This is a genomic window from uncultured Polaribacter sp. (genome assembly GCF_947501385.1).
GTDB lineage: Bacteria > Bacteroidota > Bacteroidia > Flavobacteriales > Flavobacteriaceae > Polaribacter.
Map to the genome: position 1 here is coordinate 160,757 of NZ_CANMVP010000004.1, position 18,505 is coordinate 179,261.

Sequence of the window (18,505 nt, forward strand, 5' to 3'; positions counted from 1 at the left end):
AATTATATATTCAAAAAAAAGCGCATTGCAGTATGGTAACTTTAATTTAAAATTTCAATTTTTCTGGCAAATATTTAGACACTAATGCTTTGTAGTAAGGAAGTAATGCTTTGGCATCTGGTGGAACTGGTGCTTTTGAATATAAATCGTAGGGATTGAATTTTTTAACCCACTCAAACATTTCAACGTCTTTCTCATTCATTAAATGTACATAATCATTTTCGCGATGTTGTGAATAAAATGAATGATATCGTATCATATATAAAGCAGGGTCTGGCAAATAATCTTTAAATATCTGGTATAAATATTCATCATGTCCCCAACTCATTTTTACGTTATCCAATCCACAGTTTGGCTTATAAATACCATATTTGGTATTATATTTTTCATTCGTGTAATCTGGGTTTTCTTTAAAGAATTCTGAATACACAATTTTGTCTGAATAGGCACAACCAACAGGAAACGTATCGCCTACAACGGCCCATTGTGGCTCACCAAACAAGCATAAAATTTTTCCTAAATCATGCACAAATCCAGTTAGCACAAACCAATCTGGATGTCCGTCTGCCCTAATAGCCTCAGAGGTTTGCAATAAATGTTGCATTTGGTCCAAATCTATATCTGGGTCACTATCGTCTACCAAAGTATTTAAAAAATCTACGGCTTCCCAGATAGACATCTCCTTTTTGTTAAACTTCAAAAACTCTTCCTCTTTATAACAAACAAAATCATAAGTCTGATACGTATGATTTAATCTGTAAAACTCTCTAACAGTATCTAATCTCTCAGAATCTATATAATTGCGAAATTCTTCTTTTTCCTTTTTTGTTTCAGCTGGATCTGGGTATCTTACCAACAAATCATTCTCCCAATCATCAACATTATCCATAGGGTTTTCAGAATCAATATTTAAAGGCTTTTTCATTACTTAAATTAATTTATTGAATAAAAACTATAATAAACTAAAATAGAATATATGTGATGTAGCTAAATGGACAAATACATCAAAAAGATGGACAAATTTAATATTTAAAAATAGCTCATAACTCTATTTTATTAATTTACTAGGCGGAAACCCAAACTGCTTTTTAAAACATCTGCTGAAGTATAAAGGGTCATTAAAGCCTATTAAATCTGTAACTTCTGATACATTATACTTTTTAGTTTTTAAAAGTTGGGCTGATTTTTTTAATCTGATAGTTCTAATGAATTCATTAGGTGCTAAATCTGTAAGTTCTTTAACTTTTCGGTATAATTTAGAAGAACTCACACCCAATTCCTTACATAAAAAGGAAGTTGTTAAATCTACTTTATTTAGATTTACTTCAATTAAATCTATTGTTTTTTTCATTAATTCCTCATCAATTGGAGAATGCGTCAATAAACTTATTTCACTTTCAACTTCATTTGAAAACTTAGCCTTTAACTCTAATCGTGTTTTAATGATATTAACAATCATAGCTTTAAGTAATGATGGGTCGAAGGGTTTTACCAAATAGCCATCTGCACCAACATTAAAGCCTTTAACTTTATCTTCATTATCTGAAAGTGCCGTTAACAAAACTACTGGAATATGGCTTATAAATTCGTCATTTTTCAATTCTGAGCAAAATTCAAGCCCGTCCATAACTGGCATCATTATATCTGCCACACATAAAATAGGCTTCACCTGTTTGCAAACTTGAAGCCCTTTTTTACCATTTTCAGCTTCATAAACTTTGTAGTAATCAGATAAATAATCTATCAAATATTTTCTAAGTTCTATATTATCTTCAACAACTAATATTTTTTCTTTAATTAGCGTATTACTAATTATTTTTTTACTGGTAATACTTGGCACTATTTCAGTTTCTTTTTCATTTGAAACAAATTCAAAAACCTCTTCTTCGTCATAAAACTCACGTTTTATAGGGATTTCCACAATAAACACACTTCCCTTTTTAGGCGTGCTTTGTACTTTTATAGTCCCTTTATGAAGTTCTACTAAAGATTTTACTAAAGACAGCCCAATTCCTGAACCTGTATTGTTTTCTTTACTATTAGTGGCTTGATAAAATCTTGTAAAAATCTTTTTTTGACTTTTTGATGGAATACCAATACCATCATCACTTACTTCAATTACTAAATAGTCTCCTGTTTCATCTTTCAGTCTTACAAACAAATCTACGTGCCCATATTTATTGGTGAATTTAATAGCATTTGATAATAAGTTATATAATATTTTATCATATTTATCTCTGTCTATCCAACCAAAAAGAGTCTCATCTTCAGTATTAAAATTTAGTTGAATATGTTTATTAAACGCCAGTTCTTTAAAAGAATCAAGTGTGTTTTTAGCATATAAAAATATATCTGTTTTTGATACTTTAAGCTTTAATTCTCCTGTTTGTGCTTTTCTAAAATCTAGTACTTGATTTACTAACTTTAACAATCTACTAGCATTCTGATGAATGAGATTATATCTACTTTTTTGATACTCTGTACTATTATTTTTACCCTCTTCTATTAATTGTTTTGCTGGACCTAAAATTAATGTTAATGGTGTTCTTAATTCGTGTGAAATATTTGTAAAAAAACGAAGTTTTTCATTATTTAATTTAACATCTCGTTCTCTATTTACTTTTTCAGTAACCAATTCTTGTTTTAATATTATTCTATTTTTAATTTCTCTCCTAATGAAATAGATAATTAAAAACACAACAAATAGAAACAGCAAAAGGGCCTGATAGGTTAGCCAAAATGGAGGTTTAATTTTTATTTTATATGAAACAACATCGCTCCAATGCCCATCACTATTGCTAGATTTTATGTTGAAAACATAATCGCCCGGGAATAAGTTTGTGTATTGAACAGTTCTGGAATTACTATTTGCAAGTATCCAATTTTCATCAAAACCTTCAAGCATATATTCAAACTTATTTAGTTTTTCATTGGTATAAGAGGGCGTTGAAAATTGTAATGAAAAATTTCTGTTTTTGTAATTAAGCTGAATGTTTTTTGACTCATTCAAGTTTTTTTCTAATACTATTTGTCCATTAATTTTAACACCAGGGAATACGGCTTCATTTTGAACTTTAAATTCTGTAATAACTGGTGCTGGAGACCATTTGTTTTCGTTAATAATATATGGGGAAAAATAGATAATTCCGTTTTTACCGCCTAAATAGATATTGGAATTATCATAATTATAAAACCCGCTAGAACTAAACACATCCAATCTATTCCCACTATTAACATGATATATATTAAAATCCTTGAGATTTGTTTTTACTCGTGCTACACTATTATTATTCATATTAAGCCATAAATCCTTATTGGAATCTGTTACCATATCCGTCACCCATTTACCAGCTATTTCACTTGGCGCTTTTACAGGTTCAAATTCATCTATAGAATTATTATAAGTAGCTAAACCAGTACGTGTTGCCGCCCAAATTTTTCCGTTTCCATCTACTATAATATCGCTTACATTATCATGTGGAAGCCCTATATCATCATTAAAATTATTGTTATATGATTTAATATGACCTGTTTCCATAGTGTACTTTACAACGCCGCTTTCGGTTGCGAACCAAATATTTTTATAGGCATTTACTTCAATGGCATTTATTTCAAAACCTGGAAGCAAGGTGCCTACCGATTTGTCTAATTTTAAGGTTTCAGTATTCAAGACAACAACGCCTTCACCAAAAGAACCCAATATTAAAACTTCTTTTTCTATGTTCTTAAAAGCGAAAACAGGTGATTGTTCAAAACCTACATCTATTACTTTTGATGTGTTTTTTTTGTAATTATAAACCAATATTTTTCCATTCCATAAGCCACAATAAAAAACCTCGCCATCATTAGAGTAAATACTTGCAATATCTTTTTGATTATTATACAAGGGAATAAAAGCATCATCTTCTGAAATGAAAAGTCCGTTATGCCTTGTTGCAACAATAATTTTATCATCACTTGTTTTTGAAAACCCTCTAATACGTGGTGCTTGATTACCTATATATTTTGAAATATCTTTATTAAGATTAAATTGGTTTTCATAAGGATCATATTTATCTAAGCCATCTTCTGTCCCTATCCAAAGTACACCTGAAGCATCAAAATATAACGCAGAAACCAAATTATCTATTAAAGAAGTATCGTCTGAAAGTACTGCGTAATGCCATTGAAAATTACCATTAATTATATCTTCCAATTGATTACAAACTAGCAAACCGCCTAAAGTTCCAACCCAATATTTGCCATCTGGAGCTTGAACCACAGACAAAAAATAAGGTCCTAAACTATCTCTAATTTCGTCATCTTCAATATAAAGGTTTACAAAAGCATTTGTTGCTTTGTTAAATTTATAAAGCCCTTCTCGTGTTCCAATAAAAATATCTGATTTTGCATCTTCATATATAAAATTAATATACGGGTTCTTCTCATCAGAATTAGGTATTGATAGTGTATAACTAACAATCTGTGACACTTCACCGTTAGTATTTAAAACTATTTTTGCTACAGATGCTGTGTCATAACTACCAATCCAAATATTTCCTTTTTTATCTTCAAAAATTGCTTTTACGTAATCAAATCCGTTAATATCAATTTTTTCAAATCGGTTTTCATCCATGAAGAATATATAGCAACCTTTTGTTTTAGTTCCTACCCAAACTCGTTTAAATTTATCTACATAAATAGAACGAATCTCTTCATCTGGTAAACTATTAGGGTTATTACTATCTGGCAAAAAAGTAGTAAATTTATGAGTGTCTGTTTTAAAAAGAGTCAATCCTTTTCGTGTGCCAATCCAGAGATTATTTGAATCTTCATCAAGATGTAATGCTGTAATATCATCATTATTAATTTTGTTATCACCGGGTGATGAACTTAAATACGTTTTAAATTGATAACCATCAAAACGATTAAGACCAGAAAAAGTTCCTAACCATAAAAAACCGTGTTTATCTTGAACAATATGACGTACAGAGTTATGAGACAATCCGCCATTATCATTATAATGTTCAAATTTTATGTTCTGCGAATTTGAACTAAAAAACGAAAAAATGCTTAAAAAAAATATAATAAAATAATACCTCATAAAGTAAATTATGTATCCAATTTAATCATTATTTATGGATTTATTGGCTCTATTGAATTTGTTTTTAAATTGATTTTAAAATGATTAGAAGGCTTTCCATTTACTGTTTTTTCAAATATACTTTGCCATAACACAAATATTTCGTTACCTGATTTTGACAATTTATGGCAAACAAATTGATATTGCTCTAAGCGTTTTAATCCAATATCAACTATGGCTAACTCATCTGCATTTCTTAATCTGTAAAAATCGAAAATCATATCAAAACCCGTCCAACTTTCAAAATCGTTGAAATTCCATTTTTTTTGCTCTAATTGTTTATTGATTTTCTCTACATTTTCCTGCTCCATTAATAACAAATCTTTACCTGAAGATTTTAAAATAGTCTCAGTAAATGTTTTAGGCCAATCTTTTGGTATAAACCGAAGTCGCGTTAATTCTTTTAAATGCCACTCCGTAAACGCTCCATAGTTTTTGGCTTTAAGAATGTCTTTATTCCAAATTCCAAGCTTGTCTGTTTCTTCTAAATATTTATACTCTTGCTTATAAAGCGGAAACAATTTATTAAAACTATACACTGAATCTATAACTACCGTTTCTACTTCAAATTCAGAATCTGAACGTATAGTTAGTATTTTATAAGCTGGTGTATAAGCCGCTAATGACGGGGTTTGTATATTAAATAATGTGTTCCCTTTTTCGGTAGTTCTAACACCCGTATCGTTTATATGCATGTGGCCACCAAAATGAATTTGTATACCAGCATCTGCAAATGTTTTGGCAACATTTTCGTTAGGAACACGATGCAATTGCATCTTATCTGAACCAAAAAATAGTTTCATTTCTGAAGAGGCATCATCATTAAAATCGACCATAGGATAGTGGCTAAAAGCAATTAATATTTTACCATATTTTATAGCTTTATTTGATACTTTTTTGACCCAATCTACAAGATGATTTTTATGGGATAACACATTATTATAACCCATACTAGCTCCAGAAAAATCATCTGGATTATTCACTAAACCTGATGTTTTTTCATTTGGGACATATACATTAGCATCTATTGCTAAAAGCCAAACACCTTCAATGGGTTCTACCACATAACTTGCATCTGGCAGAAAAGAAGTATTGTCCTGAATGGGATATACTCTTTTTTCTAAAGCGGCATCTTTACTTGCTTTTTTAAAATCATAGGCTTTATAAGTATAGTTTGAAAATGGCGTTTCCCAATATAGATAGTCTTGTTTTGGGTAAAATCCGAAATTGGACATTTCATTTAAAACTCCTTTATATCCCCAATTTTTTATACCTGATGTAATAATAGGTTTTAACTGCTCTTCTTCTGATATTTTTAAGTTCCTTTCTGAACTTGCAATAATTTGCTCTTTTCCACCTTTACCTAAAAAATCTTTTTTTACTGCTTCTTTGGAAAACGGTTTAACAGGGTCGTGATTACCTGTTGTGGCGAAAAACGACATGCCATATTTTTTCGAATAGCGATCAAGAATACGTCTTAAACCTTTAACATGTATAGGTTGTCCATCGTCACTAAAATCTCCTGGGAGCACCACTATTTTAATACCTTTTTTAGAAATATCATCTAAAGCTGTTGTAAAAGCAAAATAGTTTTCATTGAAAATTCTCGTAGATTTTAACTGAGATTGCATGGTTCTTATATTTACAAACTCACCAGATATTGGATTCTTTATGCCTTGGTAATTAGCATCTTCAAATTCTGCATAAATATCTTGAAAATGAATATCGGCTAAAAAAGCCATTTGCACATTTTCTGATTGTAAATTTTGCTCAGTTTTACAACCTATTAGTGCAAAAAAGAAAGAAAACAATACTAGGTTTTTAAAAACTTGCATCTAAATAAAATAGTTAAAAATTATTTTTTAAATGTTTCCTTTGGGAATGTGCGACTGAATTTTCATCCTCCTAAATCTATTAGAATTTTATCTAACATCACTCTCGGGCAACCATCCAAACTTTTAAGGGATGTTTTGTTGCTTGGTTAACTATTTTTTAATCATGTTCCCTAATTTTTAGTCGTTCATATTTATTATTTTCAAAACTTACCATAAAAGTTGAAGGAAATAATGTTGATGGCACATAATAATCGGTTGAAATGACTTGTGCGCCCGATGCCTTCGCTTTTTCAAATCTTTCATAGTTATTTGTTCGAGCTTCTTTAGTACCAGCATCAGCTCTTGTACGCACCATATAACCTTTTAAAACCAATTCCTTTATATAATCGAAATCTGTAATAGGATTGTTTATAATTCTGAATGCTGCTTCTGGATATCCTTCTTTACTATTTACGAATAAAACTCGATTTTTTAAAGACGCATGATTTTCTAAATACCTGTTTATTTTTTCTTCTTTTTCATCTAAAACAAAAAGGAATCGTCCTTTTACACTTGCTAATTTTGGCCAGCCTTTTGTTAGAACAGCCTCTTCTAAAGTTTTAAAATCACCTCGAACCATATCTGGCGTTATTAATTTATCAGCAGAAAAAATACTTTTAATTTCAACATCAATACTATCTAAAGCATTTTCAGTAAACCCCAAAGGCTCTCTAGTACCAGCTACTTTTTGGTCTTTAGCATTTATTAAAATAAAAATAGGTGTGTGATTGGGGTTATTATCAGACCAGTTTTTTAATGCTCGCAGCCCCTCTTTAAACAATAAATAATGACTTCTAAAATCAATATCTTGAACGTGAAACATTTTTAAACCAGGTTGTAGTAATTTTTTATCAGTATCAAACTCTAAAGGTTCTTCACCCATAGATTTAACTATTTCTAAGCCTTTTGGATTTGAAAAATATCCACCTAACGGGTCATGAAATATATCCAATTCCAGATTCCGCAAGCCCAAATCTAATTGCTCTTCTAATGATATATGCCCATATTCTAATGATTTAGCTTTTGTAGAATCTAATGAAAACAAATAATTAAATAATGATTTTTCAATTGGAATTTTATATGAATTGTGACTACCAATAACCTGAATATCATTTAACTTATCTTTTGTTTTTACTATACTTTTTAACCAATTTTCAGCAAGGATAGGCCATGTTTCAGCAGCAATGTTTCCTTTTCTCAATCCATAACCATGACCACCTTCATGCAGCATGTGTAATTCTACGGGCACTTTTTTATCTCTTAATGCAGATGCAATTACTAAAGAACTGTTTCCATGAGGGTCATCCATCGTTCCAAAAATAAAGGCGGGAGCTGTCTGCTCATCTATTATTAATTCTGGACTTAAACTTCTGTTTTCACCTTTATCTAAATAAGCGGGATATATAAGCATAGAAAAATTTGGGCGACTAGATAATGCATCTATATCATCAATTTTTGGATAAGCATTCTTTTTATAGCTAGTTGAAGCCATAGCAGATAAATGCCCACCAGCTGAAAAACCGATAACACCAATTTTTTGAGGATTTAAATTATAAAGGGATGCTTTACTTCGTACCGTTTTTATGGCGCGTTGTATATCTTGTAAAGCACCTTTTCGATTTTTTGGCACACGATATTTCAATACAAAAGCGGTGTAACCTAAACCATTTAACCATTCGGCAATTTCATATCCACCTTTATCTATAGCTAATATGCTGTAACCACCCCCTGGTGAAACTATAATTGCTCCCTTAGAATCATTAGGCGTTTCTGGTATAAAAACAGTTAGGGATGGATTGGTAATATTAGTCAATCTTATAACATCTCCACTTGTATTATCTGTTTGAAAAGGTTCATGTTTAGATTCTGTTTCTCCTGGTATCTCATCTGGCCATAAATAAAGAACCTCTCTAGTTTGTGCTGAAATAAAACAAGAGAAAAAGAGAATTATAGCGCTTAATTGTAGTTTCATATTCTATTTAAAATGAAATTGTTTTTTGCAATTTAATATCTTTAGATGAAGCTCCAATCATAAATTCATACAAACCACTATTGAATGTCCAAGCTTTTGTGTTTTCGTTCCAATATTGTAAGTCTTTTTTAGAAACTTCAAATTGAATTGTTTTAGATTCGCCTATTTTAGTAGAGATTCTTTTAAATCCAACAAGCTTCTTTAATGGACGTTTATCTAACACTTCTTTAGTTTTGGAATACAATTGAACCACTTCATCGCCATCGTAATTACCAATATTTTTTATGGTAGTGGAAATTAATAATTTTTCATCTTTTTTCTTAATTTTCATGTGTTTATAGAAAAAAGAAGTATAACTTAAACCATACCCAAAAGGGTATAATACGTCGCCTTCAAAATACATATAAGTTCTCCCATTATATATTTCATAATCATCCATAGACGGCAAATCAGAAATAGATTTATAAAACGTAAAAGGAAGCCTCCCAGCAGGGTTATAATCTCCAAATAGTACATCGGCAACAGCTGAACCACCAGCTTCACCTGGATACCAAGCATCCACGATTGCTGGAATATTTTTATCAATCCAATTAATAGCTAAAGAACTTCCAGCTACTAATACTACAATCGTATTCTTATTTGCAGCGTAAATGGTTTTTAAATAATCTATTTGGTCTTTTGGAAGTTCTAAAGATTCTCTGTCTTTCCCCTCTTTTTCAATAGTTTTGTTAATACCCATTACAGCAATAACGTAATCGCTTGTTTTTGCTGCTTGAATATCTTCATCGTATAAATCACCTTTTGTATTATTTGGTACTTCCCAAAGTAACTGGCATATGGCATCACCTCCATTATCAAAATATTCAAGTTTAATAGCATATTCTTTATTGGCTTCCATAGTTAACTCTACTTGATCCGTTGTTGCTCCTCTGTTATGCCATTCGTCAACTACCAATTTATTATTAAGCCATAGGCGTACACCATCGTCTGAATTAACACCTATTTTATAAGTTCCAGAAACATTAGGATTAATGTAACCTGTCCATCGCATCGACTTATGTCTGTAGTTAGTATAAGGATCTGGTGGGTTATTTACCGGATCGAAATTAACCTCTTTATCTACACGGGTTTGCGGTATACCTTCTAAAAATTTATCATCAAAATATTCAGCATATAGACCTTTTTCGTTATTAAAGTCATTTCTTAAATGTTCAGATTCTATAAGGTTTAGATTTTTGGCTGCCGTTTTCCATTTAATGTAAGTTACTTCAATTTCATCTGCTACTTTATTCTTTATCCCTTCAAGAGGTGAAATAGGCTTTATTACAGGTAAACCACTATAATCACCAAAAACAACTTGGTTGGCATTGAAACCTAGAACTGCAATTTTTTTAATTTTATCAATATTTAGTGGTAAAGTATTATTGCTATTTTTAAGTAATACAATAGATTGTCTTGAAGTTTCCAATGCTAGTTTTTGATGCTTTTCGGAACCAATAACTTCTGGTGAGATTTTAGCATAAGGATTATTATCCGCAGAATCGAATATACCCAACTTAAAACGTGCTGTTAATATTCTTTCAGTCGCTTTATCAATACTTTCTTGAGACACCAAACCCTTCTGATAAGCCAATAAAAGATGATTTGCATAAATATCATTTCCACATTCCAAATCTAACCCAGCTTCTATAGCAGCTTTTGCTGCTTGCTCTTTCGTATCAACATAATTGTGCGATTTCACTAAATAAGAAGGTGCTCCGCAATCGCTTACCAAATAGCCTTTAAAACCCCATTCTTCTCTTAAAACCGTATTTAAAAGCCAATTATTTACGGTACTTGGCACACCATTAATGGCATTGTAGGCACTCATTATGGATTGTGCATTCCCTTCCTGTATAACAGCTTTATAAGCAGGAAAATAGTATTCACGTAGTGCTTTTTCAGAAACGCTTGCATTGTATGCAAATCTATTGTCCTCTTGGTTATTGGCTACAAAATGTTTGGGCGTTGAAACTACTTTTAAATATTTTTCGTCATTTCCCTGTAAACCTTTTACAAAAGAAACACCCATTCTACTCGTTAAATAGGGATCTTCGCCATAAGTCTCTGGTGTTCTACCCCATCTAGGGTCTCTTGCCATATTAATAGTTGGTGACCAGAACGTAAGCAAATCGCTATACACATTTTTTTGATCTTTTCCTTGGTTATAAAAATTCCATTTAGCTCTTGCTTCATCTGATATTGCAGTAGCGACTTTATGAATTAAATCTGGATTCCAAGTTGCTGAAAGCGCAATAGCCTGTGGAAAAACAGTAAAACGCCCACCTTTAACGACTCCATGTAAAGCTTCGTTACCATGATAATAATTTTCAATATTTAATCTGGGAATTGCTTCTGCGGTAGATATTAATAATGATACTTTTTCTTCAATAGTTAACCTATTTAGTAAATCATTTACTCTGGCTTTAATGGCTAAGTTTGAATTTTGAAATGGAAAATTATTTTGTGCAGAAACGAATGCAATAGTAAATAAACAGACAGTACACACAAGCAATCTTTTCATCATTATTTCTATTCTGTTGTCATTTTAAAACCAGCTATCGGTATTTGGCTTTTAGCATACTTCGGCATTTCTATTTTTAGACCTTGAGGAGTTTGCCTCCATTTTATTTTTTCTGTACTGCCTAATAATTCAACCTCTTTAATTTTAATGTTCTTATTTTTTGATAATGATTTGATAGTCACTTGTTTTTCCAAAAAACTACATACATACGCATAGACATTTCCTCCTTTTAAAGTAAAACGTATTTCTGGGATAATAACTTTTGAAGTTGCATCATTTGCATTGTCTTTCATGGTATTTTCATCTTCCTTTTTATCAATATCTTCTATTTTTTTAGCATTGGAAAGTAATTCCACTTGAGTAATCCACGGCTTTGAACCATAAATGCCTTCTGAATTTTTTTTCATCCATTTGCCCATTTTCGCCAAACGTTCCTGAGCTAAGCTTGTAATTTCCCCCGCTGCAGTGGGGCCATTATTCAACAATAAATTGCCACCTTTGCTTACGATTTCCAGCAATTGTCGCGTCATTAATTCAGATGATTTATAAATAGTATCATACTCTATATAACCCCAGTTTTTTCCCATCGTAATACAAGCTTCCCAAGGATTCATCTCTAATCCTTTCACAATTTTTTGTTCGGTTACTTTATAATCGCCTAAACCTTTTCCAATTCGGCTATTGATAATACAATTCGGTTGAATGCTCAATATGAGTTCTCGCAATTCTTTGCTTTCTGCGGGACTGATTAATTCTGGAGTATCAAACCACAGCACATCAATTTTTTCGTATTGTGTGAGCAATTCTTTTACTTGGGGTTTTACTTTTCTTTTAAAATACCTACTGAATACTTTGATGTCTTCATTGGGGTAATCAACCAAATTACTTCGACCTCCCTTTTGGGGCCAATTGGTTGCTACATCTGGGTCTTCCCAATCGCGTCCTAAAGAATAATAAAATCCAAACTTCATATTGTGTTTGTGGCAGGCATCCACCAGTGCTTTCATTGGGTCTTTGCCATAAGGTGTGCGTGTTTTTATATTATAATCGTTGGATGGCGAATCGAACATAGCAAATCCATCATGGTGTTTTGAGGTAATAATGATGTATTTCATTCCAGCATTTTTTGCCGTAAGTACCCATTCTTCAGCATCATAATTAACAGGATTAAAATCGTCTGCAATTGCTGCATACTCTTTTAAAGAGATTTTCTCATGAATCATAAAATGCTCATTCCCTTTGGCTTTATGCCCATTCCAGTATCCCGCAGTTTTAGAATACAATCCCCAATGCATAAACATGCCAAATTTGGCATCTTTCCACCAGTCCATTTTATCTGATGTTTGAGCTTTTGTGCTTCCTATTCGTATAAAAAGACATGCTAAAGTGCAAAAAAAAGTTCTAGTAAAAATAGTTTTCATAAATGTTTAATCATTATATTAAAATGTTCATAGTGAACAATTATTTATTTATAAATTCTACATTCGTTATTTTAACCACAATAGGATTAGGCCATATTTTATCATTATAAAGTCGTTGCGCTTTGCTAATAGATATTTCTAACAATTTTTCATGCTGAATAAATCTAGATTCAGGAATATTTTCAGGCCAGTATTCTACCTCCAAATCACTTTGCCCTAGTACTGAAATCGTTGTGTTTTTAGTGGCTTTTAAATTCTTCATTAAAAAATTTCTTCTACGCCCTTTAAACCAATCCTTTTGACCAGTTACAAATGCATATACTGTATTTTTATCTTTGTTTTTAGTAAACCAGAGATATCCATCTTTAATTGTGGTTGGCAGTGGTCTCACATTTTTTATAGCTTCATCATTAACAAACATCCATAGCGCAATTTCGCGTAAACGTTCTTCTTGTTCAATAGGAATTTCACCATTAGGTTTTGGTCCAACATTCATAAGGAAATTACCTCCTTTAGCTCTAATTTCTATTAATTTTTCAATTAATTCAGTGCCATCTTTATAAACTTCATTAGTCGGCTTATATTGCCATTGGGTTCCCATGGTCATGCAGGTTTCCCAAGGCCCAGGCATGGGCTTATCAGGAATATTTTGTTCTGGGGTTTTCATTTCTCCTCTTGTTACAATAATAGAAGGATCTTTGGCATGCACGTGCTGTACAATATCGCCTTTTTTAAACGAATCAAAAAACATAATATCTGGACTGTATTTGTCGATTAACTCATCTATTTGCTTTTTATCGTATGCCAATAGCTCTGGGTTTTCTGTTACGCTACTCATTTTGCTATTACGAGAAATTAAATGCCCCTGCTTTTTTAAAATACTGAAGTCTTCAGGAGAAAAATACAACCCCACTTTTAAATCTTGATGGCGCAATGCGGCAACGAGTTGACCTACAATATCTTTACCGTAAGGTGTATTCATAATATTAAAGTCAGTCGTTTTTGTATTCCACATACAAAAACCGTTATGATGTTTTGCAGTAAACACAACGTATTCAGCCCCTGCTATTTTAAATAGGCGCGCCCATTCATCAGCATCAAATTTATTTGGATAAAAAGTTTTGGGAAGTTTATTCATATATTTTTCAACATACTTATCTGAGGCTCCAACTAGCGAGTGACTTATTACGCTTCCCAATTGAGAATCCAGACTCCAATGTACAAATATACCGAACCCCATATCTATAAAATCCTCTTCTAAAGTTGGGTTGTTTTTAAGCTGTGCAAAAGCTGAAAAACACATCAGCATTAAAATGCCTAGGGTATAATTATGTTTAAAATTCATATTATAAAGATAAATTATTTTTTATTATCATGATGATGAGACATTGTTAAAACCAATTCGCCACCATTTGTAATATCACTGTGGAAAATACGGAAGTTCTCAACGGGTTGGTTGTTCAGTGTCGCCTTTTCGACATAGATGTTCGCTGGGCTGTTCTGGATCGTTTTGATGGTAAATGAAGTATCGGAATAATAATCGGGATGCAAGCTGATAGAAATTTTATCAAAGATAGGACTCCCTATTTGATATGCTGGGTTCTCTTCAGTACCACCATTCAATTGAAAAAGTCCAATTTTCATCAAAACAGACAGGCTCCCCATCAGTCCTTGATCCTCATCACCATTATAACCCGTTGCCGGTGACAGACCGCTAAAAGCGTTCTCTACCACTTTCCGAGACCAATACTGGGTAAGGTCATATCTATTAAGTTTATTGAACACAAATGCCGTTTGTATGGAAGGTTGGTTGCCATAATTTATGGGAATTCTCTTATACTCAGGATGTAGTTCTTGTGCATGCGAATTGCCTGCTGTAAAATTCAATGCCATTGCCTCTTCAAACTGAGTGTTCAATTTTTCTACTGCTTTTTCATTGCCTCCTATAAGTGCTGCCAGCCCCTTTATATCTTGAGGCACAAACCATGTAGATTGTGCTCCGTTAGATTCTATAAAACCGTGTTCTACTTGATAAGGGTCAAAATCAGAATACCATTGGCTGTTTACATTTTTTGGACGCATCCAACCCACACTCGCATCAAAAACATGTTGATAGTTTTTGGACCTGTTTAAAAAATAATTATAATCCTCTTTATATCCCAGTTTTTTGGCTAATTGTGCCAATGTCCAGTCCTGATAAGCATATTCCATAGTAAGGCTCACTCCATCTTGATGCAATCCAAATTTTCCTTCTGGAATAGGATAGGGTACAAAACCATTTGTAATGTAATATTTTAAGCCACCTCCAAAATTCGTTGTATGCTCGTACCCTGCTTTATCCATAATACCTCCAGGCATGTGATTTTTCTTTAAGGCTTGATAAATTCCTTCTAAATTATCTTTGATAATACCTTTTTGAATAGCACTTACCATAAAGGGCGTAGAGGATGCGCCAGTCATCACATAGGTGTAGTTCCCTCCTGATGGACCGCGGGGAATCAAGCCCCCGTCTTTATAATACTGCATCAAAGAATGTACAAATTCTTCCATGATTTCTGGGTAAACAAGCCCCCATAGTGTATTAAGTGTCCATTGTGCGCCCCAAAAAGAATCGGAATTATAATGATTGAATTTTGGTTTGCCATTTTCGTCAAGGGGCAATTTACCTATTCTGAATTGATCTCCTGTATGATCTGGATACGCACCATTCGCATCACTTATAATTCTTCGTCCTTGTAGTGCATGCCATAAATCTGTATAAAAACGTCTCTGGTCGGTTTCTGTGCCGCCTTCTACGTAAATTCTACTTAATAAACCATTCCATTCCGTTTTTGATTGTTTCACAATGTCATCAAAATCCCAATGTGGTAATTCTTCTTGAATATTGTTATGGGCATTTTCAACAGAAGTATATGAAATACCAACTTTCATAAGTACTTTCTCTTTTGGGGTTTCCAAATTGACTAAATAATTTCCAGTCAAATTATCTTTTTCAACAGATTTTATAGCATTATTTACTTTTACTTTAAAGTAAACCGTTAATGGTTTTGGACGACGACGTGTAGGTTTCATAACTACTTTACCGGAAAGCGCATTATTACTATTCTTTTCTAACATTCCATCACTATTTTCACAAGGTCCCAACATCGTATTAAGGTTAAATAATATAGATGCTTGTTTGTTTTTTGGAAATGTATATTGATGAAAACCGGTACGTTTTGTGCTTGTTAATTCTGATTTTATTTGATATCTATCCAATTCCACATAATGATATCCTGGAGCTACTTTTTCGGTATCATGACTAAATTTAGAATAAAAGTCTTTATAAACAGTCTTTTTATTAGATTCTGAAATTGTGACTGGCATAACTGATACACCAGACATTTGCCACGCATGAATATGGCTAAAGCCCTTTATTGTATCTGTTTTATAACGATAACCACTTCCCCAAGCACCTCCAATTTGCGTATCTGGACTTAGATTTACCATTCCAAAGGGACGACTGGCAGAAGAAAAGAAAAACCATCTAGAATTTTCGGTATCTAACAAAGGATATACCTTATCTACAACATTGATGGCTTGCTCTTTTTTTATAGACCATATTTGCTGTTTTTTACAGGATAGTAGAAAAACAAGTACCAAGCTTATTCCAATAGTTCCGTTTTTAAGAATTTGATTTAATTTCATGTATTCTCTATTTTAAAATAGGGTTTTCTAAATTAGCTTTAATGGCTTCTAGTATAGTTAAAGTTGGGGAACCATCTTTTTTTTGTAAAAATTGTCCTCATAATTCATCTAAAATTGATCAATTCAGTTTTAAATTTAAACAATAAATAGGCAGACAACTATTCGCCTGCCTATTTATCAAATAAAAACCAACTCAAATAATTATTTAATTATATTTTTAATATCCTGGATTTTGTGTCATGGTATTGGGTGAAATAACCAATTCATTAATTGGTATTGGTCGGAGATAATGAATGTTAGGGTCAAATGCCCCATGATCTCTATAATGAGGATTATACATTTCTATACGTTCTAGAAGTTTTCCAGTACGTTTTAACGTTGTCCATCTATTTACTTCTCCTGCTAATTCCATTGCACGTTCGTTTAATATATTATCAATAGTTACAGTTTTGTATTCATTCGAAACTCCGGTGGCACGTTCTCGCACCCTATTTATATGAAATAATGCTTGAGCAATATTTCCAGCACCCAAGTGTGCTTCAGCAGCAATTAAATGAGTACCTGCAACTCTAAAAACAAAAGTATCACGACTGCCTTCTCCTTCTGCATTGATATCTTCATCGTCAAATTTTTTAAAGTATGGAAAGTTTACCAACAATGGGTTTCTTGAGTACAAATAATTAACCCCAGATATGTCATCAGGTCGTCCAAATAAATATTGATCTGGTTGATATACCCAATAACGGTTTAAACGATCAATCAGTTCTTCGTTATCTAAAGTGTTTTTAGGATAATATACTAGTGTATCTCCTGGGATAATATTATCTGTGCCAATCATCGAAGTTTCATCGGCAATAATGGTACGATGTATGGTAGCGTTTTCTCTTGTATCATTTTCAGTAAATAGAGAATAGAAATAGGGGGTAGGCATACCGCTGGACCCTATACCACCATATTGGTTATTCCTGCTTACTCCTGGATATTCAAACACACTGGTCATAAACAATGAATGTTTTGTGTTATTTTTATCGCTTGCTACACCACTGGCGCCCCATTGAATTGCAAATAAAATTTCGGGATTTACTTGATTGTCAAAATCAAAAACCTCTTCAAAACTTTGACTTCTAATATCGTAATTGCCTATTGCAGTTTCTGCCAACGCTGCTGCCGTGGAAAAATCACTACTTTCTGCATACGATTTATACCCCCTTGTTAAATACACTTTTGCTAATAAATGCTGTGCTGCTCTTCTTGAGAATCTTCCTGTTTGAGGATCATCTACTAAATTTGGAATGGCCGCTTCCAAATCAATAATAATGAATTCGTATGATTCTTGCTCGGTAGAACGTGTATAATCTGTACGGATTGTGAGTGGCTCTTCTGTTGATAAAACGACGCCCCCGAATTGCTGTACTAAATTAAAAAAGGCTAATCCTCTCAAGGCTTTTGCTTGCGCAATACCATAAGCTCTTTCATTCAGTCTTCCGTCACTCCAATTTATTTGGTTTTCGTAACGGTTAATAGCCGTATTTGCCTTTGCTATAACATTGTAGTTGGCATTCCAATAACCATCTGATTCTGAAGCTGTGTATGCAAAATAGTCGTTTTGAGGATTTGTATTAAAGAGTTCACTTTTTACTGTAAAAAGGTCTGTTCCTAGAAATTGATAATTGTAATTTTTATAAACAGAACGTAATTGTGCATAAATACTAACCACCAACTGGTCTGCATTGTTTTCGTCTATAAAATTTTCAATGGCTACACTATTGTACAACTCTTCTTTCAAGTAGTTGTCACAACCAATATAGGTAATCGTTAAAAGTAACAGGATAAAAGCTCGAGTTTTATTTTTTAAGAATTTCATAA

Annotated in this window: 9 protein-coding genes; all 9 read right to left on the reverse strand. The window is 32.5% G+C overall.

Annotation, left to right across the window (positions count from 1 at the left end; all coding sequences use genetic code 11):
- Positions 1-46: 46 nt before the first annotated feature.
- The 9 genes from Q0998_RS04125 to Q0998_RS04165 all read right to left on the reverse strand — a co-directional run bounded on the left by Q0998_RS04125 (position 47) and on the right by Q0998_RS04165 (position 18,503).
- Complete coding sequence (locus tag Q0998_RS04125) at positions 47-925, reverse strand: inositol oxygenase family protein (protein ID WP_299666636.1); 879 nt, start codon at positions 923-925, stop codon at positions 47-49.
- A 123-nt stretch (positions 926-1,048) separates the two neighbouring features.
- The gene (locus Q0998_RS04130) at positions 1,049-5,083 is read right to left on the reverse strand and encodes a two-component regulator propeller domain-containing protein (RefSeq protein ID WP_299666639.1); all 4,035 of its coding nucleotides are present in this window, start codon (positions 5,081-5,083) and stop codon (positions 1,049-1,051) included.
- Positions 5,084-5,115: 32 nt separating this feature from the next.
- Positions 5,116-6,864, reverse strand: a complete 1,749-nt coding sequence (locus Q0998_RS04135) for a metallophosphoesterase (protein ID WP_299666642.1) — start codon at positions 6,862-6,864, stop codon at positions 5,116-5,118.
- A gap of 250 nt (positions 6,865-7,114) precedes the next feature.
- Entirely contained in the window at positions 7,115-8,968 is a 1,854-nt protein-coding gene (locus tag Q0998_RS04140; RefSeq protein ID WP_299666645.1) for a Ca2+-dependent phosphoinositide-specific phospholipase C, read from the reverse strand.
- 7 nt (positions 8,969-8,975) lie between these two features.
- Positions 8,976-11,531 (reverse strand): glycoside hydrolase family 3 protein, encoded by a 2,556-nt coding sequence (locus Q0998_RS04145; protein ID WP_299666648.1) that lies wholly within the window; start codon positions 11,529-11,531, stop codon positions 8,976-8,978.
- An 8-nt stretch (positions 11,532-11,539) separates the two neighbouring features.
- The gene (locus tag Q0998_RS04150) at positions 11,540-12,952 is read right to left on the reverse strand and encodes an alpha-L-fucosidase (protein ID WP_299666651.1); all 1,413 of its coding nucleotides are present in this window, start codon (positions 12,950-12,952) and stop codon (positions 11,540-11,542) included.
- 40 nt (positions 12,953-12,992) lie between these two features.
- Positions 12,993-14,297 carry an alpha-L-fucosidase gene (locus tag Q0998_RS04155; RefSeq protein WP_299666654.1) on the reverse strand — a complete coding sequence of 435 codons (1,305 nt, stop codon included), beginning with the start codon at positions 14,295-14,297 and terminating at the stop codon, positions 12,993-12,995.
- A gap of 14 nt (positions 14,298-14,311) precedes the next feature.
- Complete coding sequence (locus Q0998_RS04160; RefSeq protein ID WP_299666656.1) at positions 14,312-16,639, reverse strand: GH92 family glycosyl hydrolase; 2,328 nt, start codon at positions 16,637-16,639, stop codon at positions 14,312-14,314.
- Positions 16,640-16,856: 217 nt separating this feature from the next.
- Entirely contained in the window at positions 16,857-18,503 is a 1,647-nt protein-coding gene (locus tag Q0998_RS04165) for a RagB/SusD family nutrient uptake outer membrane protein (RefSeq protein WP_299666659.1), read from the reverse strand.
- Between the last annotated feature and the right edge of the window lie 2 nt (positions 18,504-18,505).

What these genes read in the sequence shown, in the direction of transcription:
- Q0998_RS04125 (WP_299666636.1), bottom strand. Translation starts at nt 925, where the DNA reads ATGAAAAAGCCTTTAAATATTGATTCTGAAAACCCTATGGATAATGTT.
- Q0998_RS04130 (WP_299666639.1), bottom strand. Translation starts at nt 5,083, where the DNA reads ATGAGGTATTATTTTATTATATTTTTTTTAAGCATTTTTTCGTTTTTT.
- Q0998_RS04135 (WP_299666642.1), bottom strand. Translation starts at nt 6,864, where the DNA reads ATGGCTTTTTTAGCCGATATTCATTTTCAAGATATTTATGCAGAATTT.
- Q0998_RS04140 (WP_299666645.1), bottom strand. Translation starts at nt 8,968, where the DNA reads ATGAAACTACAATTAAGCGCTATAATTCTCTTTTTCTCTTGTTTTATT.
- Q0998_RS04145 (WP_299666648.1), bottom strand. Translation starts at nt 11,531, where the DNA reads ATGAAAAGATTGCTTGTGTGTACTGTCTGTTTATTTACTATTGCATTC.
- Q0998_RS04150 (WP_299666651.1), bottom strand. Translation starts at nt 12,952, where the DNA reads ATGAAAACTATTTTTACTAGAACTTTTTTTTGCACTTTAGCATGTCTT.
- Q0998_RS04155 (WP_299666654.1), bottom strand. Translation starts at nt 14,297, where the DNA reads ATGAATTTTAAACATAATTATACCCTAGGCATTTTAATGCTGATGTGT.
- Q0998_RS04160 (WP_299666656.1), bottom strand. Translation starts at nt 16,639, where the DNA reads ATGAAATTAAATCAAATTCTTAAAAACGGAACTATTGGAATAAGCTTG.
- Q0998_RS04165 (WP_299666659.1), bottom strand. Translation starts at nt 18,503, where the DNA reads ATGAAATTCTTAAAAAATAAAACTCGAGCTTTTATCCTGTTACTTTTA.